The following is a 21,624-nucleotide window of genomic DNA, read 5'->3' on the forward strand; positions in this document are numbered from 1 at the left end:
ATGCAAGCCATCGTGTTCGACAGCCCCGGCCGGCTCGCCACCCGCGAGATGCCCGAGCCAAGCCTGCTGCACGCATCCGACGCCATTGTCGATATCCAGCTGGCCGCCATCGGTGGCACCGACCGGCACTTCATTGATGACCCGCACGCCGGCCTGACGCCGGGTACCATCGTCGGTCGCGAAGCGGTCGGGCTGGTGCGCGAAACAGGCCGTGACGTGCGCAATCTTTCCGGTGGCGACCGGGTGGTGATCTGCCCGGCTATCGCCTGCGGCAACTGTGTCTACTGCCGCGCCGGCTACCACGCCCAGTGCAACGCCACCGACGCGGGCAGACAAGCCAGCGGCCCGGCGCTGTTCGGTGCACCGGAAACACTGGGCGGCCTGCCCGGCCTGTGCGCCGAGCGCGCCCGCGTTCCCTATGCCCACACTACTCTGGTGCGGCTGCCGGACGAGATCAGCAACGCCGAAGCCGTGATGCTGGCCGATATCTGGAGCAGCGCCTGGTTCACCGCGCATCTGGCGGAAATCCGCCAGGGCGATACGGTGGCGGTGTTTGGCTGCGGCCCGCTGGGCCAGGCTACCGTGGCCTGCGCGCTGTTGCGCGGTGCCTCCCGCGTGTTCGCCGTTGACCGGCATGAAGATCGACTGGCCCGCGCCCGTGCGCTGGGAGCGGAAGTGATTCACAGCGGCGAAGAATCCCCTGTGGCCGTGCTGCGCGATCTCACCGACGGCATCGGTGTGGATCGCGCCATCGACGCCGCCGGCAGCGACCTGTCCGCAACCGCCGGCAGCGATACGCAGCAAACCGCTTGTCCCGACGGCAGCGCAGAACAACCTCGGCAAAGCGTGCAATTATGGGCCATGGATGCACTCGCCAAAGCCGGCACCCTGGCACTCACCGGGCTGTGGTCCGGCCCCGGCGCCAGCGTGCCGATAGCGCTGGCGGTGGCCCGCAACCTCACCATCCGCGCCGGCTTCTGCCACTACCGCATTTATCTGCCAAAAGTCATCGAGCTGTGCCTGGCCGGTCGCATCGATGTGAGCGCCATTCCGCTGCACACCGAGCCGATGGCCAATGCCGCCGAGGCCTACCAGCAACTGGATCAGCACCAGCGGCCCTGGAGCAAACTGGCGTTCCAGCCGGCGCCCACCGAACAGCCAGCGGCGCGAACTGATACCACCAGCAACACCAACACCAAGGCCGACGCCGACGCAGCAGCAGAATCAGCCCAACTGGATGATGCGCTGGAAGATTCCTTCCCCGCCAGCGATCCGCCGTCCATCGCCCGGCCAGGCGATCACTGATCAGCGACCGCCGCTGGCGGCAACACCAGCAAACCCAGCGGCGGCAAGCGCAAGCCCACGCCAGCCGCTGCTGGCCAGGCACCAGCAGCGGCAACTGCCCAGCAAGGCCAGCAAAGACCGGCACTGGCACCACCCGCCGCCCCTTCAAGCACCGAAGGCACTCACGCCAACAGCAACGGCAGAACCCGTGCTGCGAAATGGCGTGCTGGCAATTTTTTGATTCATCGTCGATTTTCTTGGAAGCATCCCTGATATCCGAGAAAGTACCAATTGGTTTGTCCAAAATGCCGATCCTTTTTGCCCCCTTTCCCCTTGTGGGACAAGCGAAGCGCAGAACAGCCGTAGGCTGGCCCGAAGGGTGAGCGAATAAGCTTTTTGCCCCCCTCTCCCCTTGTGGGAGAGGGGTTGGGGGAGAGGGGTCGACGGACATCCAGCTGTCACGATATCTGCTACATGTTGCATTACTTTCAGTTACCTTCAGTAGAAACTTCTATAAAAATTCTACAGCCAAAAAAATACCTAGCATTATCCAGTTTCGTTCTGGAGCAAGTGCCGAGCATATACTCCCTGCCATAATCCCCCCTCTCCCCAACCCCTCTCCCACAAGGGGAGAGGGGCTAAAAAAAAGTTGCGTCGTTGAATACTGGGAAATGCGGCACGGTTTTTGAGGCAGAAATACTTCTGATCCCGATAGCCGCAAGCCCCTGCTTTGATCTCCTTGATCTTGATCTCGGGGCCGTACGCCCAGGTCAGGTCGATCGCCTCGGCGCGAATCCGCTCGGTTGCGCTGGCAGGGAGCCGCGATCGGCGGCCGTTACCGGCGCCAGCACCAGCGTGGCCAATGGCGGTAAGCGCAGGCTCAGTGAGCATGGCTGGCCGTGGCAGCCACGCCCTTCGGCCATCACCGTCGCCGGCACGGTGTAGCCGCTGCCGCCGAATTCCACCTGATCTGTGTTGAGCAACACCGCCCAGGCACCCGGCAGCGGCACGCCGACATGATAATTTTCCATCGGCGCCGGAGTGGTATTGTGTACCACCAGCACCGGCGCGTGATCGTGGCTCCAGCGCAACCAGGCGAATACGCTGTTGCGCCGATCGTCCGCCACCAGCCACTGGAACCCGGCCGCCTCGGCATCGCCCTGATGCAAGGCCGGATGGCTGCGATACAGCCGGTTAAGCCGCGCCACCAGCGCTTGCACGCCGGCGTGTTCGGGTGCCTCCAGGAGCGCCCAATCCAGTTCGCGATCGTGGTGCCACTCCCGCCACTGGCCCCATTCGCAGCCCATGAACAGCAGCTTCTTGCCGGGGTGCGTCCACATCAGCGCCAGAAACAGCCGTAGATTGGCAAAGCGCTGCCAGGGATCGCCGGCCATTCGCTGCGGCAACGAGCCCTTGCCATGCACCACCTCGTCATGGGACACGGACAGCACAAAGCGCTCGGAAAACGCATAGCTCAGGCCGAAGGTGATATCCGTCCCGTGATAGCTCCGGTGCACACTGTCGCGGCCCATATAGCGCAGCGTGTCGTGCATCCAGCCCATGTTCCATTTGAAATCGAACCCCAGCCCGCCTTCGGCCAGGCCATGGGTGACGCCCGGCCAGGCGGTGGATTCTTCCGCGATCACCAGCGCGCCGGGGCATTGTGCATGCACTGCCGTATTCAACCGCCGCAAGAAACTCACCGCTTCCAGATTTTCCACGCCGCCGCGATGGTTCGGCAGCCACTGCCCTGCGGCGCGGCCGTAATCGCGATACAGCATCGAGGCCACGGCATCCACCCGCAGACCATCGAGATGAAAACGCCTTAACCAGTGCAGCGCCGAGGCGATCAGAAAGGCGCGCACCTCGGGGCGGCGGTAGTCGTACACCCAGGTATCCCACTCTGCGTGCCGGCCTTCGAACGGGTGCGCATATTCGAACAAAGGCTGGCCATCAAATTCATGCAGCCCGTGCGCATCACCGGGGAAATGCCCCGGCACCCAATCCAGCAGCACACCGATACCGGCCGCGTGGCACGCCTCCACAAAAGCGGCAAACGCCTCCTCGCTGCCGTAGCGCTGGGTCAGCGCAAACAGCGCCACCGGCTGATAACCCCAGGAGCCGCCAAAGGGATATTCCGCCAGCGGCATCAGCTCGATATGGGTGAAGCCCATTTCATGCACATAGGGCACCAGTGTTTCCGTGAGCGCTTGCCAGTGCATTGCTGTGCCGGGCTCACCCGGCAGGTGGCGCCAGGCGCCGGCGTGCGCTTCATAGATACTGATCGGCGCTGCCCAGGGCGGCTGCGCGCTGCGCTGTGCGCACCAGGCGGCGTCATGCCATTGATGCGCCAGTTCGCTGGCCGCGACGATGGAGGCAGTGCCCGGCGGCAGCTCTGCACGGCGCGCAAACGGATCGGCCTTCAGCAAGCGCCGGCCATCGGCGGTGAGCAGCTCGAATTTATACAGCGCGCCGGCGGCCAGCTGCGGCACAAAGATTTCCCAGACACCACCGGGGTGCCTGTGCAGCACATGCCGGCGTCCATCCCAACTGTTGAAATCGCCCACCACCGAGACGCGCCGTGCGTGCGGTGCCCAGACGGCGAAGCGCACACCTTCGACACCGCCATGACGCAACAGGCGTGCTCCCAGTGCCAGCGCAGCCTGGGGGTCGCCTTGATGAAAACGAGCCAGCACACCCGCATCGAGCATCGGCAGCAGCCGGTACGGGTCTTCGCTGTCCTGATCGCCGCCCGGCCAGTGAATACGCAACAGATAATCCACCGGCGCTGGCAATACGATGGCGAACAGCCCTTCTTCTCCCGCCGCCTGCAGTGCGCCCAGCGGCGTGCAGCTGGCGCGCTCCAGCAATGTCACCCCCTTTGCACCAGGCACGAAGGCTCGCACCACCGCTTGCCCTGTCGGTAACGGGTGTGGCCCCAGCCAGGCAAACAGATCCGGTTCCTCGCCGCGGGCAATGGCCTGCGCCCGCTCCGGCGGCAAGGCGGCTGCCTGCGGGTCGGTGCGCGAGTCAATCACGTTCGCTACCCTCCGGCGCCAACAGCGCCGCCAGCCCGGTCAGCGGAATGGCCAGCCAGCCGGGCCGGTGCCGGGCTTCATACATCACTTCGTAGGCTGCCTTCTCGATGCTGTAAAGCGCCAGCATGGCCTGTTCACCGCCGGCGCTGGCCCAGCGGTGCGGCACCGCCGCGCTGGCCTGCCGGTAGGCTTGCAGGAAGCGTTGTGCGGAAACGGTTTCATAGGCACTGCACAGCGCATCCATGGCCGCCGTGCCCGGCCCATGCTGGCGCGCAGTGGCGGCCAGATAGGCGAACGAACGCAGCACGCCGGCCACATCTTTCCAGGGCGAGTGCCAGGCGCAGCGCTGCGCCAACGGCCGCAGTGGCTCGCCCTCGAAATCGATCAGGCACACGTCATCGGGCGTCACCAGCACTTGCCCCAGATGCAGATCACCGTGCACGCGGCACAGCACGCCGCCGATGCTCTGCTCTGCCAGCACCATCAGCCGCTGCCCGAGTGTCTCGCTGCCGGCCAGCAGCTGCTCGGCGGCGCGGGCGGCCGATGCGGGCAACCCGGCCTGGTGCGGTTGCACTGCATCCAGCGCCTGGCGCACCTGCCGGGCGACGTCGCGGGCCAACGTCTGCGCCTGCTCCGGTGCCAGTGCGCGGCGACCGAAACCCTCCTGGTCATTCTCTTGCGCCAGGAGAGTGTGCATTTCGCCTAGCCGCCGCCCCAGCCGTTCCGCCAGCCGCGCGAACGCAGCTGGCAGGCTGGCCTGAACCTGAGCCTGCGCGCCTGCGTGCAGCAATCGCTCCAGCGACCAGCGCCAGGCATCGCCTTCGTTGACCACATAGCGTTGCAGCACCATCAGCTGCCAGCGCCGGCCTTCGGCATCGCAGCGAAACACCTCGCCAGCCAGCGGCGCAATGGCGGCGAAACCGGCGCGGGTCAGGTAACGCAGCATGGCGGCTTCCGGGTGCTCCCCCGGCGCCAGCGCACGATACAGCTTCAGCATCCATTGATGGCCAAGGAAGACAGTGGTGTTGGATTGCTCACCGGTGGCCACGCTGATCTGCTCATAACCGGAGGCAGTCAGGCCCGCTGCCGGTTCCGGCTGGAAGCATAGTTTGCCGTCACCCAGCGGCAGCGTTTTGCCCGGGGCCAGATGCTGCATCACCGCATGGGCAAAACCGTCTGCCCAAGGGCCGTCTACCAGCAGGCCCTCACGCGCACCGCGACGCAGCCGCGACAAGGTTGCCGCCAGTGGCACCGGGTGATCCAGATGTTCCTCATGAAAGCCGATCGGCAACTGCCAATGGCGCTCACCAATCACGATCTCGCCCAACGCCAGCAAGGCGCCCGGATCATCTGGTGACGGCAAGGGGCACAGATAGGCGACCGCGGCCGGCGCCAGCGGCTGCTCACCCAGCCAGCGCTTGCCGGACAAGAACCGTGGCAGCACCTCGCTTGCCAGCAAGCCAGAGGACGCGCTTGGTGTAGCGCTATGTGCCGAGTCGGGTGCCGCGCCATGCGCCAGTTCAGCGAGTGTATTGCGCACCACCAGCGTCGGCAGTTCCGGCCAGATTTCCTGTGCCGGTTCTGTAGCGGGCGTATCGACCCCGGCCGGGCCGAGCACAAACCAGTAAAAACCATACGGCGCCAGCGTCAGCACATAGGGCGCCTCGCCGATAGCGGGAAAGTGACTGCCGCCAGTCAATTCCGTCGGCACCTGGCCCGCATAAGCGGCCAGATCAAGCGATACCGCCTGGGCACTGCCGGCCAGATTTGCCACACACAGCAACAGCTCCTGCTCGCCATCGGCGCTCTGGTGGCGGCGCATATAAGCCAGCACGCGGCGGTTTTGCGGAGTCAGCAAACTGAGATCGCCGCGACTGAAGGCAAGGTGCTCGCGCCGCACGGCGAGCATACGTTTGGTCCAGTTCAGAAGTGAATGCGGATCGCGGGTCTGGGCTTCCACGTTCACCGTCTGGAAGCCGTATAGCGGGTCCATCACCGGTGGTAACACCAGCGCTGCGGGATCAGCCCGCGAAAAGCCGCCGTTGCGGTCCCCGCTCCACTGCATCGGTGTGCGCACGCCATCGCGATCACCCAGATACAGGTTGTCGCCCATGCCCAGCTCATCACCGTAATAAATCACCGGCGTGCCGGGCATGGAAAGCAACAGCCCGTTGAGCAATTCCACGCGCCGGCGATCGCGGTTCATCAACGGCGTCAGACGGCGGCGAATACCCAGATTGATCCGCGCCCGTGGATCGTCTGCGTACCACTGCCAGAGATAATCCCGATCCCGATCACTGACCATCTCCAGCGTCAGTTCATCGTGGTTGCGCAGAAAAATCACCCATTGACACGTCTCGGGAATAGCCGGCGTCTGCCGCAAAATGTTGGTGATCGGATATCGATCTTCCTGTGCAATCGCCATGTACATCCGCGGCATCAAGGGGAAGTGAAACGCCATATGGCATTCGTCGCCGTCACCAAAATATTGCGCCGCATCTTCCGGCCACTGATTGGCTTCAGCGAGCAACATGCAATCCGGGTACAGGCGCTCCGTTTCGGCGCGGATACGCCGCAGGATGGCATGGGTCTCCGGCAAGTTTTCGCAGGAGGTGCCGTCGCGCTCGATCAGGTAAGGCACTGCGTCCAGGCGCAAGCCATCGACACCGGCGCGCAGCCAGAAGCGCAACACCGCCATGATTTCGCGCAGCACCGCCGGGTTGTCGTAATTCAGATCAGGCTGGTGGGCATAGAACCGGTGCCAGAAGTACTGGCCGGCGACCGCATCCCAGGCCCAGTTGCTGTGCTCGCTGTCGAGAAAAATAATGCGCGCATCCTGATATTTCTGATCGGTGTCCGACCACACATAAAAGCGCCGTGCGGCAGAATCTCGTGGCGCCTGCCGGGCACGCTGGAACCACGGGTGCTGATCCGAGGTATGGTTCACCACCAGCTCGGTAATCACACGCAAGCGTCGCTTGTGCGCCTCGCGGATAAAACGTCGCACGTCCGCCAGCGTGCCGTAGTCCGGGTGCACGCCTCGATAGTCGGCAATGTCATAGCCGTCATCGCGCCGGGGCGAGGGATAAAACGGTAGCAGCCAGACCGCCGTGGCACCCAGATCGACAATGTAATCCAGCTTTTCGATCAGGCCGGCAAAATCGCCGGTGCCATCGTGGTTGGCATCGAAAAAGGATTTCACATGCAGCTGATAGATAATCGCATCCTTGTACCAGCCGCTGGCCTCAGTAGTCATCCGGCCTGCCTCCCTCATGCGTGACCGATCCGTTGCCGGCGATACCGGCTGACAGCTGTGACGGCCCTTCCGATGATGTCGGCGGCGCTATCAAGCGCCAGATTCGATACGGCTGTTGCAGCGGATCAATGCGCATGTGTTGTATCTTGCCGTGCCAGTGAAAATGCTCGCCGCTGCACAGGTCTTCCACATCTACCGTGGCGTCGTCGGGCAACCCCAACGCCCACAAAGGCACTTCAAATGCCGCCTCCTGCACGTCGAACGGCTCCAGGCAAACAGCCACCAGTATGTGCTCATCCGTGCCCGCCACATGCTTGCCAAAATAAAAGATATGTTCATTCCAGGCCTGGTAGGCAGTGAAGCCGCGCTGGGTCTGCAATGCCGGGTGCGCAGCGCGCAGCCTGTTCAACAAGGTGATCTCGGCACGAATATGGCCCGGTGCAAAAGTGTCCCGGGGGCGTAACTGATATTTTTCCGCGTCCAGATACTCCTCGCGCTCCGGCAACGCCGCCGCTTCGCAGATTTCAAAGCCCGAATAAATACCCCACAGGCCCCCACCGGTGGCCGCCAGCACGGCACGGATCAGAAACGCAGCCCGGCCACCGTGTTGCAAAAAATAAGGGTTGATATCCGGTGTGTTCACGAACAGGTGCGGGCGCAGATAGTTGGCGGTATCGTTGCTCGCCAGCTCGATAAAAAATTCTGTCAGCGCCGCCTTGTCGTTGCGCCAGGTAAAATAACTGTAGCTCTGGCTGAAACCGCATTTGGCCAGGCGGTGCAGCATGGCCGGCCGGGTAAAGGCTTCCGACAGGAATATCACCCGTGGATGGCGGCCGCGTATATCACTGATCAGCCACTCCCAGAATGGCAACGGCTTGGTGTGCGGATTGTCCACACGAAAGATCATCACACCACGACGTACCCAGGTCTCCACCACGTCGCGCAATGCCAGCCACAGCGCCGGCACCGCATCGGCCTGATAAAAATCCGGCACGACGATATCCTCATAACGCTTCGGCGGGTTCTCCGCATGACGCAAGCTGCCATCGGCACGCCAGTCGAACCAGCCAGGGTGTTCCCGCAACCAGGGGTGATCCGGCGAACACTGCACGGCAAAATCCAGCGCCAGCTCCATACCCTGTTCATGCAACGCGGCGACCAGATCGGAAAAATCTTCCAGCGAACCCAACTCCGGGTGCAGTGCCTCGTGCCCGCCTGCTTCCGCACCGATGGCATACGGGCTGCCGGGATCATCCGGGCCCGCCACCAGGCTGTTGTTACGGCCTTTGCGGTGTGTCTGGCCGATCGGGTGGATCGGCGGCAGATACAGCACATCAAACCCCATGGCGCGAATCTGCGGCAGCTGGGCAATGACGTCCCGCAACGTGCCATGCCGCAAGGGTGAGCCGCTCTGTGAACGAGGAAACAATTCATACCAGCTGGCAAACCGGGCACGCAATCGTTCCACCCGCAACGGCAACCGGTTGCTGCGCACGCTATGCGGGCGAGGTGCCAGCGATGCCACCGCTTCCCGCAGCGCAGCATTGTGCAATTGCGCAAGTAACAGCAACACTTCGCCGCACGCCTGATGTTGCCGCAACACATCCAGTTTCGCCGTCAACGTTGCCTCTGGCGGCTCATCACCTGCGCCAGCCAGTGCCAACAGAAAGCGCTCCATATCCAGCCATTCCTGCTGCACGGCAAAACCGGCTTCGAAACGTGCCTGCAAACGGTTCAGCAAATTATCAAAAGGGCTGATCCAGGCTTCGATGGCCAGCTCGTAATCGCCCAGCAGCAGCGGCGCCAGCATTGTCTGCCAGCGATCGTTGCCGCACGGTGCCATGGGCTGCGCCTGCCAGCGGCGGCTGCCCCTTCTGCGCCACAGCACCCGCACTTGCAACGCTTCGTGGCCGTCGCAAAACACCGTGGCGGCGACCGGCACTGCCGTGGCCTCGTCGGCTTTCGCGGCAAAGCGACCGCCATCCACTGCGGGCGTTATCTCGTCAATGACAATGCGAGGCGCGGCAACGGCGCGACGCACCGCAATTTCCGCTGCCCCCTGCTCAGCCATTGACCACCACGCCTCCATTGACATGCAGCACCTGGCCGCTGACGTAAGAGGCATCGTCACAGGCGAGATAAACAAACGCAGGCGCCACTTCACTGGGCTGCCCGGGGCGGCCCATCGGGGTGTCGGCGCCGAACTGCGCTACCGACTCTTCATCAAATGTGGACGGAATCAGTGGCGTCCAGATCGGCCCCGGCGCCACGCCGTTGACGCGAATGCCACGCTCGGCAAGGTTCATCGCCAGCGAGCGAGTGAACGAGGTAATGGCGCCCTTGGTGGCAGAATAATCCAGCAGCACCGGGTTGCCCTTGTAGGCAGTAATCGAGGTGGTATTGATGATCGCACCGCCCGCTTGCATATGTGGCAGCGCCGCCTTGGTGAGCATGAACATGGAAAACATATTGGTGCTGAAGGTGCGCTCCCATTGTTCCTGCGGGATATCTTCCAACCGCTCGGTGGGGTGCTGCTCACCGGCGTTATTGACCAGCACATCAATGTGGCCCCAGCGCTGCACGACGGCGTCGATGATTTCGTTGCAGAATGACTCTCGCGCCAGATCACCGGCAAACATCGCTGCCTCGGCGCCGGCACGCTCTACCTCTTCCAAGGTGTGGCGGGCATCGTCGTGTTCATCCAGATATGCCAGCGCCAGATACGCGCCTTCCAGCGCAAAGTGCAACGCGACGGCACGACCGATGCCGCTATCCGCGCCGGTAATCAGCGCCACTTTACCTTGCAGTTTCCCTGAACCACGATAGCCGGGCGCGATATACACCGGCTCCGGGTGCATCGCGCCTTCGCGGCCCGGCTGCCGGGGCTGGTGCTGCGGAGGCATGGTCTGATCGGACATGGCACGGCTCCTTTCCTTGCCACCCCTTGCCATCGGGGCGTCGGTTTCAGATCCGAAGAAAACCGGGCAGCTCGGCTGGCCACTCGGCACAAGCACGGATGCCGAAACCAGGCGGAAGCAGCGGCTCCGCCCGGCTCTTCGCTCTCTTCATCCTTTTGCTACCCGCTCGCTCAGGGGCGTGCGCCCTGACCCTGGCTGTGCTGGCCACCCTTGCGACCGGCTTCCGCGGCACGTTGGGGATCGTTTCTGAAATTGCCACCGCTGGCCTGGCCTCCTTTCTGCCCGGCTTCGGCAGCACGCTGCGGGTCATTCTGGAAATTGCCGCTGCTCTGCTGACCGCCCTTGCGGCCGGCCTCGGCAGCACGTTGCGGGTCGTTCTTGAAGTTGCCGCCGCTCACCTGGCCGCCTTTCTGCCCAGCCTCGGCAGCACGTTGCGGGTCATTCTGAAAGTTGCCACTGCTCTGCTGACCGCCCTTGCGGCCGGCCTCGGCGGCCCGTTGCGGATCGTTCTTGAAGTTGCCGCCGCTCATCTGGCCGCCTTTTTTGCCAGCTTCCGATGCGCGTTCGCGGTCCTCTGCAAAATTGCCTTTTCCACCTTGATGCGTAGCCATCTCGTTCTCCTCATCACATATGTTCGAGTCGTCAATGGCGGGACGGAATTGCCCCGTCGTGACATGAGAAAGCGGAAATGAGGAGGAGGTTCGTTGCTCTTGTGGCGCGTGTGAATCATTTCACCTGTGAGTTGCAGGCGGGCGTCTTATCTGTGTCGCACTGCAAGAAAAGCCAGTCCCTCTGAACGCCAGCAGACAGATCAGGAAAGCCCTGCATCCAACGCCAGCAGCAACGCAAAACCGAGGCAGACGGCGCCGGCAAGCCAGCGGCGATGGGTGACGTCCTGCCAGGCAATGGCCGGCATCACCAGCGCCATCAACGCCGCCAGCATGGCACCCGCAGCACAGGCCAGCGCTGCCGCCAAGGCCATCTCGCTCAGCACCCAATGCGTCGCTGTAACTGCCGCCAGCGGCTCCACCAGCCCGGAGGCTATCGCCGCCGCCACCGCCGTGGCGCGTGCAAAGCCGGCCCGCATCAAGGCATAGCCGACCAGATAACCTTCCGGCACGTTCTGTGCGGCAATGCCCCAGGCCAGCACGTCATCGCGCACCGGAGACAGTGCCGCAAAGCCGATCGCCAGCCCTTCCGGCAAATTGTGCAGCGTCAGGGTGACGGCCAACAGCAACATGCCCGCCGCCGAGGTATCGTCGCGGCCACCGTGCCGCCAGGCATTGCTGATACACCAGTCCAGCACCAGCAGCGCCAGCGCCCCGGCAATCAGCGCCGGCACCACGGGAAAAGCGCTCCCCGGCACGAGCGCCAGTGCCGGGCCGAGCAAGGAAAACGCCACCGCGGCCAGCATGATCCCCGCGCCCAATGCCAGCAGATAACGATTCAGCACCTGCATGAACGGCAGCACCATGCAGGACAGCCCGCCAAGCGCCGTGCCGCCGGCGCAGATCATGCCACCGTAGAGCGCCACCCGCCCCGGCGGGCCTGCTTGCGAAGCCACCACACCCAGCACCAGCAGCAGGCCGGCCAATGCCAGCCAGATGGCATTCGCGGCGCGCAGCCGCCCCGTGGACCCTCTGGCTGGCATGCTGTGGCTCTCCGGCATGGGGTGCATCCTCTTGTGTCAATCTCGCCTCAATGTCGCGGCATCGATGTGCTGCGGTGCGCAACACTCTGTCGCAGCGGGCCGTAACTACCATAGCGCTCGCAAGCCGCGCATCGATAGCCCACGCTGCGCGCTACTGTTGGCAGTTCGTGTACTGCGCCGTCGAGGCCCGCTTCAGGCGGAGGCTACCAGCCCTGTCGGCGGCCCGGCCGTGCTGGGTTGATTTCCTCGATACGGATAACAACGTTGTGCAGCTGCATGAACTCCCCGATACCTGGCCGGGTCGCAGCCATAAATCCGGCAATCAGTTTCATCAATGCCGGACGCTGACGGATTACAGCGAGGCAGATGCCTCAAGACAAAAGGACCGAGGCCCAAGGCCAGGACTCAAGGCCAAAACTCAAGGAGAGAACCATGACCGAAACAGCCAAACATCTGGATCAATGGCTCCGCGACGCACACGCAATGGAAGTTCAGGCCGAGCACATGCTGACCGCGCAGGCGAAACGTCTGGATGATTATCCCGAACTGAAAGCCCGCGTCGAACAGCATCTCACCGAAACCCAGGCGCAACGAAACCAGTTGGAGGGCTGCATGAAGCGGCGCGGGGTGGATGCATCCGTGGTGAAGGATACTGCGGGGCGCTTTAGCGCCATGATGCAGGCGATGGGCAACATGCTCAGCGGCGATGAAGTGGTGAAGGGGCTGCTCGCCAGCTATACCTTTGAGCACATGGAGATCGCTTCCTATCGTATTCTGGTGGCCGCAGCGGAAGAAGAGCAGGATCTGGAAACTGCTAATATCTGCGAGCGGATCTGTGAAGAAGAGGAAGCCATGGCCAGTTGGCTGGAAACGCATATGGCGCGCTTCACGCAGGAATTTCTGGCACGCGACGAAGCCGCCCACCGCGCAGCAAAACGCTGATGCGCACGGCACGGAACACTCCGTGCCGTTGACCTGTGCCGAGGATGGCCGACATGGATTGGCAAGCGCTTGTGGAGCAGATTAGCTGGGCTGATGTGGTGATTGCTACGGGCGTCACCGTGGTCAGCTATTGTGTCATCCAGTTTCTGCTACAGGCCGTGGCGCGGCGTTTACAGCGGCACAGTGCGCACAGCGACCGGCGCGCCATCGGCTACGTTGCCAGCATGTTGCAACACACCCACCGCACTCTGGTGGCACTGTTTGCATTGCTGCTCGGCCTCAAGGCAGCGACACTCCCACCCGCCTGGGCCATCCCGCTGTCTCACGGCTGGTTCCTGGTGCTGGCGTTGCAGGCTGCGCTATGGCTTGATCACGGTATTCGCGAATGGGTGCGCGGCATCGCCCGCGCCGACGGTGATCGCAACCCGGTCACCACCTTGCTGATCAGCATCATGCTGCGCATGCTGGTGTGGTCAGTGATGGGCTTGTCGGTGCTCGCCAATCTCGGTATCAACGTCACTGCACTGGTGGCCGGCCTCGGTGTCGGCGGTATTGCCGTAGCACTGGCGGTGCAAACCCTGCTCAGCGACATGTTTGCCTCGCTCGCCATCGGTATCGACAAACCGTTCGAGATCGGCGACTTTGTGGTGTTCGGTGACGTCGCCGGCAGCATCGAACACATCGGCCTGAAAACCACCCGCATCCGCAGCCTCTCCGGTGAACAGATTGTCTGCGCCAATGCGGATCTGCTGGCGCAGGTGGTGCGCAACTACAAACGCATGGAAACGCGACGGGTGGAATTTCGCTTCGGCATCACCTACGACACCGATGCAGATAAAATCCGTGCTGTCACCCGGCTGGTGGAACAAGTCATCCGCGATGAGCCGGAAGCGCGCTTTGACCGCGCGCATTTCCTGGCGTTTGACGAACAACGCCTGACCATCGAAGTGGTTTATATCGTGCTCAGCGCCGATTACAACCGCTATATGGATATCCAGCAGGACATCAACCTGGCGCTGCTCTCCGGCCTGCAAGAGATGGGGGTGCGCTTCGCCCTGCCAATCCGGCGCATCGAGCCCGGCCCGGCCTGGCAACAGATGATGAACGAGGACGAATCCTCGTCGCCCGACGGGCCCCTTACCTCACGGCACTGAGGCGCCGCCGTCACTGATGGGGCGCTCGGCGCTGCGAGACGCCGCTGAGAATAACACCGCTGGCCGGCATGGCCGGAATGCGCCGCAGGCTGATCGACAAATCTTGCGGCGGCAGCCGATAACGCATCTTGGTCAATTGCCGAACCGTCTCTTTCATCAGCGCTACCGTCAGCGGCTCGCCAGCACAGCGATGGCTGGCGGTGAAGCTGCCGCCGCCCTGCGCCACGGGCACTTCGGCCGGCCGGGCCTGAAACCGCTCGGGTAAAAAAAGTTGCGGGGTTGCCCAATGTGTCGGGTGGTGATCCGTGCCATAGAGATCAAGCAGCAGCCACTGGTTGCGCGCCAGCGGATAGCCTTGCCACGTCAGCGGCTGGCGCACTCTGGCACCGACAAACGGAAAGAATGGGTAGAAACGCCGGGTTTCCTGCACGAAGGCGTCAAGATGCGTTTCGTCCCCCTGGCGAAAGGCATTCTCCCAATAGGGATGCTGATGCAATGCGAGCACCAGAAACAGCACGTATCGGTGTACGGCCACCAGCGGCCGTAACAGGTTGATCAGTTCGATGGCGGCCACGTGCTCAGGCAGCAGCGCGCCTTTTTCGTCGCGGTGATGGGCGATACGCGCCAGCGGTGTCAGCACCTCCGCCGCCGGCTGTTGCCGCGCCGCCCGCACATGCTTGCGTGCCCAGTATTCACAACGCTGCCGCAGCCATCTGGCGCGCCAGTGGCCGGGCCCGAATCGGCCGGCGTTTTCGACCATCGCCACCAGTTCCGTGACGCGGCGCGGGATCTGTTCCGGCGGGAGAGCAATACCTGCCCAGGCGTGGGCCGCCTGCAACAGCACCGCAGGTACCTCGTCCTTGAGCCGGATTTCGGCACGCTGCTGCCAGCTCTGTAACGCCTGCTGCCAGCCGTAGGCGTAATGGCGCACCAGCTTTGCCTGCGCTGCCTCGCCCATCATGCCCATGAACATCGCCTTGCGATGATGATGCGCTGTGCCCTCCAACGTCTGCACGCTGCCCGGCCCTTGCAACAGCCGCAACGTGCTGTGCGGGATGCCGCCCTGCCGTTGTATGCGGTTGTCGCCGTACAGCAGTGCCACGGCGTCCTGGCCGCGCAGGCAAATCACATCCTGCATCAGCAAGCGTGTGCGAAACAGATCTGATCCGAGTTGTTCACAACGACGGCCGATAAAAGCGTAGCCTTCGGCAAGCAGGGCCAGACTGTTGTCAAACCCCGGTGCATACGGAATCGAACTCATATTGTCTGCTCATGTAGATCGGGTCGCGTCGAGCGGGTCGCCTCGAGCGGATCTGGCCGACAGGGCCAAGCCGGCCAGGTCGCCTCCGCCTTACTCGGCCATGAAGAGATTCGCCAGTGCCGCAGACATAAAAACAGACAAGGCCGGCACGTTCCACCGGCCAGCCAACGCCACGGCCTCATTCAGAACGTGAGGCCGCCAGCTTTTTTGCCCGTTCCAGATGGGCGCGCAAGGGTGCTACCTGCATACGAGCAAATTCCCGCAGTTCATCATCCTCCAGCTCCTGCGCGGCGCGCTCCATCAGCCGGATGAAACGCTCGTGCGCCGCAACCTGTGTCTCCAGAAACGCCTCGTCAAAATTGGCCCCGCCAAGCACCGCCAGACGTGCCGCATTACCGAGGCTGCGCGCATCCGCAGTGGCCGCCAGCGACAGCGTGCGTGACTGCGCCAGCTGCTCAAGCTGTTCACCGAGCCGCTGATGATCTCGATAAAGCTGATCTGCCAGGCCCTTGATCTCCTGTGCTGCGTCATCCTGCTTCAGCGCCATCTCGGCAGCGTTTATTTCACCTTTGTTCATGGCCGAGGCCGTGGTCAGGAAATTGTCCGCCGTCATCGGTTGCTCGTCGGCACGGGCTGATGCGCCCAGCCCACCTGCGAGTGCAACCAGGCAAAACATTACCGGCAGTGCATAACGAATCCGCATGGCTGACTCCTTGTCCTCTTTGGTTGTCTGATTGCGTGTTTGGTTGAGTAATATCGGTTTCTGGTATGCCCGAACAATGCCCCCGCATGTCGTATCCTTGTCAGCCTGAGGCACCATTGCAGCGCAGACACCTACCCTGCCCAAAGGCCGCCTCAGGTTGCAAAACCGTTGCGTGCTTCTCATGCAGCAGTTCGCACTTTGCAGCGGTTGGTCAGCTGCTGCTCCGGTATGGGCTCCCGCGAATCCGGCTTGCTCGCCTTTTCGCCGGTACTGCCATAGCAGGCACGCTTTATGTGATCCACGTTGCCCGGCCGGCGCGACATAACGCTTTTTTACACCCCTTCGGCGCTGCCCTCGCCTAGCGTGTCAGATATCTGCTGCATCGGCCGCCCGTGCCGCCTGGCCCGGCACGCTGCCGGGCCCAGTCTTGTTGCTGTTCAGGAGAGCCGGCCATGCCACACCACATCGTTATCCCCGCGCTGGCAGATTGCCAGCGCACCGAGCTGGAAACATTGCGCAACGCCGGCGACTGCCTGTTCCACCCATTACTGGATGTGCGCACGCTGGTGGAAGCAGGGCAGGTGGACTTCAATGCCTTGCTACAGCAATGCCGCACCGCCCTGGCCGCGCTCGGCGTGCCCATTACCGGCCTGATCGCCCACTGGGATTTCCCCACCAGCGTGCTGGTGCCCATGCTGTCTCGCGATCAGGCGCTCCCTTCGCCGTCCCTGGAGAGCGTGCTGATGTGCGAGCACAAATACTGGAGCCGCCTGTTGCAGCAACAGGTAATTCCCGAATATGTGCCACGCTTCAGCGTGCTTGACCCTTTTTCCGAGCACAGTGCCGATAATATTGGCCTGCCGTTTCCGTTCTGGATCAAGCCGGTCAAATCATTTTCATCACAGCTGGGATTCCGCATCGAGAACACAGCCGATCTCGAACAGGCGCTGGCAGAAATACGCGCCGGTATCGGCCATCTGGGCGACGCCTTTGATCAGGCACTTGCCCATATTGATTTACCCGCCTCACTGCACGGTATCGGTGGGCGCCATTGCATCATCGAGGAAATCGTGGAAGGTGTTCAGGTGGCGCCGGAAGGCTCGGTGGCTGACGGACATTTCCAGGTTCACGGGCTGTTCGACATGCAGCGCGATGCCGCCGGCCAGCGTTACGAAAACCTGATTTATCCTTCGTCGCTGCCACGTAGTGTGCAGGAAGATATTGCCGAAGCGTGTCGTAAATTCCTGCATCATATCGGGTTCGACAATGGCTGTTTCAATGCGGAGTTCATCTGGGATGCTGCGACAGATCAGCTGCGCGTGATCGAGTTCAATACCCGCATCTCGCAATCCCATAGCGAAATGTTTGTGATGGTGGATGGCGTGTCCAATCACGAAGTGGCGCTGGATGTTTTGCTCGGCCGCACGCCGCAGATGCCTCGTGGCGAGGGCCGCTATCCGGTAGCGGGCAAATTCAGCATCCCCTACCCGGATGATGCCATCGTTACTGCGGTACCCGACAAACGCGACATGCAAACCCTTGCCGCACGTTTTCCAGGGCTTGATATCCGTCTGCACGTGAGCCCGGGCATGCGCCTGTCGACGCTGCCCAATCAGGACAGTTATTGCTACCAGCTGGGGGATATCTACCTCGGCGCCGAAAGCCGCGAAGCATTGCTGGCCAATTACCAGGCTTGCCTGCAAGCGCTGCCCTTTGCTTTTGAACCGCTGCTGCCACAAGGCGCCCGCAGCGCGCAAGCGGCAGGAGCAGCACACCATGACTGAGCAGGCCAGCGCGCTTGATAAAGTGCATGAAATCGAAAACCTGTTCATCACCATGCCCGATGGCACCCGGCTTGCGGCCCGCGTGTGGCTGCCTGCTGATGCACTGCAACATCCGGTGCCGGCCATTCTGGAATATATCCCCTACCGCAAACGGGATATCACCCGCGCGCGCGACGCGCTTACCCACCCCTGGCTGGCCGCCCACGGCTATGCCTGCGTGCGTGTGGACATGCGCGGTAGTGGCGATTCCGACGGCGTGCTTACTGATGAATATACGCGCCAGGAAAAAGACGACGCCGTGGCCGTGATCCACTGGTTGGCAGCGCAGCGCTGGTGCGATGGCAACGTCGGCATGATGGGCATCTCCTGGGGCGGCTTCAACAGCCTGATGGTGGCCGCCGAGGCACCGGCACCGTTGCAAGCGATCATCACGGTTTGCTCAAGTGATGATGTTTACGCCGACAATATGCATTACATGGGCGGTTGCCTGCTTGGCGACAATCTCTCGGAGGCCACGGTCATGTTTGCCTTCAACAGTTTGCCGCCGGACCCGCGCATTGTCGGCGAGGATCGCTGGCGCGATATGTGGCAGCAGCGCCTCGCCGGCTCGGGACTATGGCTGGAAAAATGGCTGCGCCACCAACGCCGCACGGATTATTGGAAAACCAATTCGGTATGCGAAAACTACAGCGCTGTCACCTGCCCCGTGTACGCCATCGGCGGCTGGGCCGACGGTTACACCAATACCATCTTCCGACTGCTGCAACATTTGCAGGTGCCCCGGAAAGGGCTGATCGGCCCCTGGGGGCACAAATACCCCCATGAAGGTGTGCCCGGCCCCGCTATCGGTTTTTTGCAGGAATGCCTGCGCTGGTGGGATCACTGGCTGAAGGATATCGACACCGGCATCATGGACGAACCCATGCTGCGCGCCTGGCAGCAGGACAGCGTGCCGCCGGACACCAGCTACGAAGACCGCCCCGGCCGCTGGATCGCCGAAACCGGCTGGCCCGGTGCCGGCATCCAGCCGCAACGCTGGCAACTGGCCCCCCATCAATTATTGCCGATCACCAATGCCCACCCCCGCACGGAAGAAAGCACTGTCCTCAGTGTCAGCTCGCCCACCAGCGTCGGCATGTTCGCCGGCAAGTGGTGCTCCTACGCCGCCACGCCAGATCTGCCCGGCGATCAGCGCGAGGAAGATGGCGGCGCACTGGTGTTCCAGAGCGCACCGCTGACACGGGGGCTGGCCATTCTCGGCCAGCCACGCATCACCCTCGACATCGCCGCCGACGCACCGCGCGCCATGTTGGCCGTGCGCCTGAGCGATGTGGCACCCAATGGCGAAGCCACCCGCGTCACCTACGGCCTGCTCAATCTCTGCCATCGAGACAGCCATGAGCAGCCGACGCTGCTGGAGCCGTTTCGGTATTATCGCGTCAGCCTGGATCTCAACGGCATCGCCCAGTATTTCCCCGCCGGGCATCGTTTGCGCTTGTCGGTGTCGAGCAGCTACTGGCCGCTGGCCTGGCCCTCGCCCACCGCCACTCGCCTGATGATCAACACCGGCGGCTGCGAATTGGTCTTGCCACAACGGCCGGCACAACCGCAGGATGCATCGCTCGCGCCGTTTGCGGCACCCGAAAGCGCACCGCCGCTGGCTACCACCCGGCGCCTGCCCGGCGAACATGCCTGGCGCGTGATCCGAGATCTGGCCGACAACAGTTCAACATTGGAAGTGATCAACGATCAGGGCTGTTTTCATATCACCGAAACCGATACCGCCGTGCGCCGCGCCACCCGCGAGTGGTATCGCATCCGTCACAACGATGTGCTTTCGGCGGAAGGCGAAACCTTCACCGAACGAGAATTTCACCGCGAAGACTGGCAGGTGCGCGTCACCACTCGCACCCTGCTGCGCTGCGATGCCACCACCTTCCGCATCCACGCCCAGCTGGATGCATACGAAGACGGTAACCGCATTTATTCGGACAACTGGGATTACGCCATTCCGCGCGATCATCTGTAAACAAGTGCGGGCGCCGGCTCAACATGCAAGCACCATCTTGCGGAATGGGAAGCAGTGGGCGCGGCGCAACGCGGCTATATGTCAGGCAGCCTTGTTTCTGACGAACCGCTGTTTCAAGCGGAACCTTTTTTCCGGACAACGGAACAGGTATGACCGCACATACCAGGTTTCTCAAGCGCGATAGCACACCCAGCCCTTGAAGGTGAAGCCTGCATAGAACAACTGGATATCAGTGAACCCGGCCTCCGCCAGCAGCGCCTCATCCGCTGCCGGCGACAGCGCAGGGAGGCGCTCCTTCATGGTGCTGATGCCGGCCTCTGCCTGTGCTGCGGGAACACCTTTGGCCATCAGCAGGTTGGCGTTGCGGCGCAGCCAGAGATCCTGCGACACCCGCGGAAAACTGTGATGCGCCACCACCAAAGGTGCGCCGGGGCGCAGGCGCTGTTGCAGTGCTTTCAATGTTTGCAGCCGCTGCGGCGGCGCCAGAAAGTGCAATGTCAGCAAACGGTTTGCCCCATCAAAGGGCCCCGGCAGGAGCGGTATCGATATAGCCTTCATGGAAACTGACCCGCGCTGCCCTGGTCATTGTGCCGCGTGGCCCCGACTGCCCACTGCGAGCGATCTCGTACGCACTCTCGATTTCAGTGATTCCCGCCTGGCATCGAGCGAGAAAATCTACGCCCTCTTGCGTCAGCCGCACACTGCGCGTCGTCCGCCTCAACCGCTGCACGCCCAACTGTGCCTCAAGCGCCGCAACCGCCCGCGACACGCTGGCCGCCGACATATCCAGTTGCCTCGCGGCCTCTGCAAAACTTGCCTGTTGAGCAACACAGATAAATGTTTTCAGTGTTCGCAGCTTGTCCATCACGCCCCCGCAACTGGCCTGATTATTATCCGGCACCGCAATACTGAATTGCGGCGCCGGCTGATTATCTCGTCGAGGTTGACGGCCATACTGAGTATCCCGTTACCGAACAGAGTAATTCCCATGAAGCTATATCATTACGCCCTGTCAGGGCACGCACATCGCGCCGCACTTTTCCTGTCGGTCGCCGGCATCACCCACGAACTGGTAGCAGTCGACATGCCAGCGGGCCAGCATCGGCAGCCAGCGTTTCTCGCCCTGAACGCTTTTGGCGAAGTACCGGTGCTCGACGATCACGGTACTATCATCGCCGACTCGCTGGCGATCCTTGTCTACGCCGCCAGAAAAATCGGCCCTTCCCACTGGTTGCCCACCGACCCGGCCATCGAGGCCAGAATACAACGCTGGCTTTCCGTCGCCGCCGGCAAGATCGCCTATGGCGCCTGCGCCGCACGCCTCATTACCGTGTTCGGCGCTTCTTTTGATGCAGACGAAGTCATCCGCCGCGCCCATGACACCCTGCGCGTAATGGAAAGCACACTGTCAACACACCGGTGGATCGCCGCAACCGAGGCCGCCAGCATCGCCGACATTGCGTTATACAGTTATACAGAACGCGCCCCCGAAGGGAACGTCGATATCTCCACGTACCCCAACGTGCGCCGCTGGCTGCGTCAGATCGAAGCGCTACCCGGATTCATCCCGTTCCAACGCACCAGAGCCGGCCTTGAAGCCTGAA

At 62.6% G+C, this 21,624-nt stretch carries 16 protein-coding genes; 6 read left to right on the top strand and 10 right to left on the bottom strand.

Translation table 11 applies throughout. The features are described 5' to 3' along the window. On the top strand, nt 1–1,305 hold the full coding sequence (locus MU846_RS11840) for a zinc-binding dehydrogenase (protein ID WP_246952982.1): 1,305 nt from the start codon (nt 1–3) through the stop codon (nt 1,303–1,305). A gap of 749 nt (nt 1,306–2,054) precedes the next feature. On the opposite strand, the gene glgB is transcribed toward MU846_RS11840, so the two are convergent. The 6 genes from glgB to MU846_RS11880 all read right to left on the bottom strand — a co-directional run bounded on the left by glgB (nt 2,055) and on the right by MU846_RS11880 (nt 12,147). After that, nucleotides 2,055–4,322, bottom strand: coding sequence for a 1,4-alpha-glucan branching protein GlgB (gene glgB / locus MU846_RS11845; protein WP_246952984.1), 2,268 nt, complete (start codon nt 4,320–4,322; stop codon nt 2,055–2,057). Next, nucleotides 4,315–7,578, bottom strand: a complete 3,264-nt coding sequence (gene treS / locus MU846_RS11850) for a maltose alpha-D-glucosyltransferase (protein ID WP_246952987.1) — start codon at nt 7,576–7,578, stop codon at nt 4,315–4,317. Before treS ends, glgB begins: the two co-directional genes overlap by 8 nt. After that, nucleotides 7,568–9,649 carry an alpha-1,4-glucan--maltose-1-phosphate maltosyltransferase gene (locus MU846_RS11855; RefSeq protein WP_246952989.1) on the bottom strand — a complete coding sequence of 694 codons (2,082 nt, stop codon included), beginning with the start codon at nt 9,647–9,649 and terminating at the stop codon, nt 7,568–7,570. Before MU846_RS11855 ends, treS begins: the two co-directional genes overlap by 11 nt. Then, a complete protein-coding gene (locus tag MU846_RS11860) occupies nt 9,642–10,496 on the bottom strand; it encodes an SDR family oxidoreductase (protein ID WP_246952990.1) in 855 nt (284 codons plus the stop codon). The genes MU846_RS11855 and MU846_RS11860 overlap by 8 nt, the downstream gene beginning before the upstream one ends. Before the next feature lie 170 nt (nt 10,497–10,666). Continuing rightward, nucleotides 10,667–11,107 carry a con-10 family general stress protein gene (locus MU846_RS14770; RefSeq protein WP_371738935.1) on the bottom strand — a complete coding sequence of 147 codons (441 nt, stop codon included), beginning with the start codon at nt 11,105–11,107 and terminating at the stop codon, nt 10,667–10,669. A 200-nt stretch (nt 11,108–11,307) separates the two neighbouring features. Next, the gene (locus tag MU846_RS11880) at nt 11,308–12,147 is read right to left on the bottom strand and encodes a ZIP family metal transporter (RefSeq protein ID WP_246952992.1); all 840 of its coding nucleotides are present in this window, start codon (nt 12,145–12,147) and stop codon (nt 11,308–11,310) included. 432 nt (nt 12,148–12,579) lie between these two features. On the opposite strand from MU846_RS11880, the gene MU846_RS11885 reads away from it, so the two are divergent. Together MU846_RS11885 and MU846_RS11890 are read left to right on the top strand one after the other, a co-directional pair. Beyond that, nucleotides 12,580–13,089: a ferritin-like domain-containing protein gene (locus tag MU846_RS11885; RefSeq protein WP_246952994.1), complete on the top strand. Its 510-nt coding sequence runs from the start codon at nt 12,580–12,582 to the stop codon at nt 13,087–13,089. Between the two features lie 53 nt (nt 13,090–13,142). After that, nucleotides 13,143–14,243 (top strand): mechanosensitive ion channel family protein, encoded by a 1,101-nt coding sequence (locus MU846_RS11890; RefSeq protein WP_246952997.1) that lies wholly within the window; start codon nt 13,143–13,145, stop codon nt 14,241–14,243. Nucleotides 14,244–14,253: 10 nt separating this feature from the next. Here the strand turns inward: MU846_RS11890 and MU846_RS11895 are convergent, their stop codons facing one another. Continuing rightward, on the bottom strand, nt 14,254–15,504 hold the full coding sequence (locus MU846_RS11895) for a cytochrome P450 (RefSeq protein ID WP_246952999.1): 1,251 nt from the start codon (nt 15,502–15,504) through the stop codon (nt 14,254–14,256). A 178-nt stretch (nt 15,505–15,682) separates the two neighbouring features. Beyond that, nucleotides 15,683–16,207: a DUF4142 domain-containing protein gene (locus tag MU846_RS11900; protein ID WP_246953002.1), complete on the bottom strand. Its 525-nt coding sequence runs from the start codon at nt 16,205–16,207 to the stop codon at nt 15,683–15,685. A 452-nt stretch (nt 16,208–16,659) separates the two neighbouring features. Between MU846_RS11900 and MU846_RS11905 the strand changes: the two genes are divergently transcribed. Continuing rightward, nucleotides 16,660–17,991 (top strand): ATP-grasp domain-containing protein, encoded by a 1,332-nt coding sequence (locus MU846_RS11905; RefSeq protein WP_246953004.1) that lies wholly within the window; start codon nt 16,660–16,662, stop codon nt 17,989–17,991. Continuing rightward, nucleotides 17,984–20,020 (top strand): CocE/NonD family hydrolase, encoded by a 2,037-nt coding sequence (locus MU846_RS11910; RefSeq protein WP_246953006.1) that lies wholly within the window; start codon nt 17,984–17,986, stop codon nt 20,018–20,020. Before MU846_RS11905 ends, MU846_RS11910 begins: the two co-directional genes overlap by 8 nt. A gap of 171 nt (nt 20,021–20,191) precedes the next feature. On the opposite strand, the gene MU846_RS11915 is transcribed toward MU846_RS11910, so the two are convergent. After that, on the bottom strand, nt 20,192–20,524 hold the full coding sequence (locus tag MU846_RS11915; RefSeq protein WP_246953008.1) for a hypothetical protein: 333 nt from the start codon (nt 20,522–20,524) through the stop codon (nt 20,192–20,194). 13 nt (nt 20,525–20,537) lie between these two features. Continuing rightward, nucleotides 20,538–20,885 carry a LysR family transcriptional regulator gene (locus MU846_RS11920; protein WP_246953077.1) on the bottom strand — a complete coding sequence of 116 codons (348 nt, stop codon included), beginning with the start codon at nt 20,883–20,885 and terminating at the stop codon, nt 20,538–20,540. A 123-nt stretch (nt 20,886–21,008) separates the two neighbouring features. On the opposite strand from MU846_RS11920, the gene MU846_RS11925 reads away from it, so the two are divergent. After that, entirely contained in the window at nt 21,009–21,623 is a 615-nt protein-coding gene (locus tag MU846_RS11925; RefSeq protein WP_246953010.1) for a glutathione S-transferase family protein, read from the top strand. Nucleotide 21,624 lies beyond the last annotated feature (1 nt).

The sequence above is a fragment of the Alcanivorax quisquiliarum genome (assembly GCF_023051175.1).
Taxonomy (GTDB): Bacteria; Pseudomonadota; Gammaproteobacteria; order Pseudomonadales; family Alcanivoracaceae; genus Isoalcanivorax; species Isoalcanivorax quisquiliarum.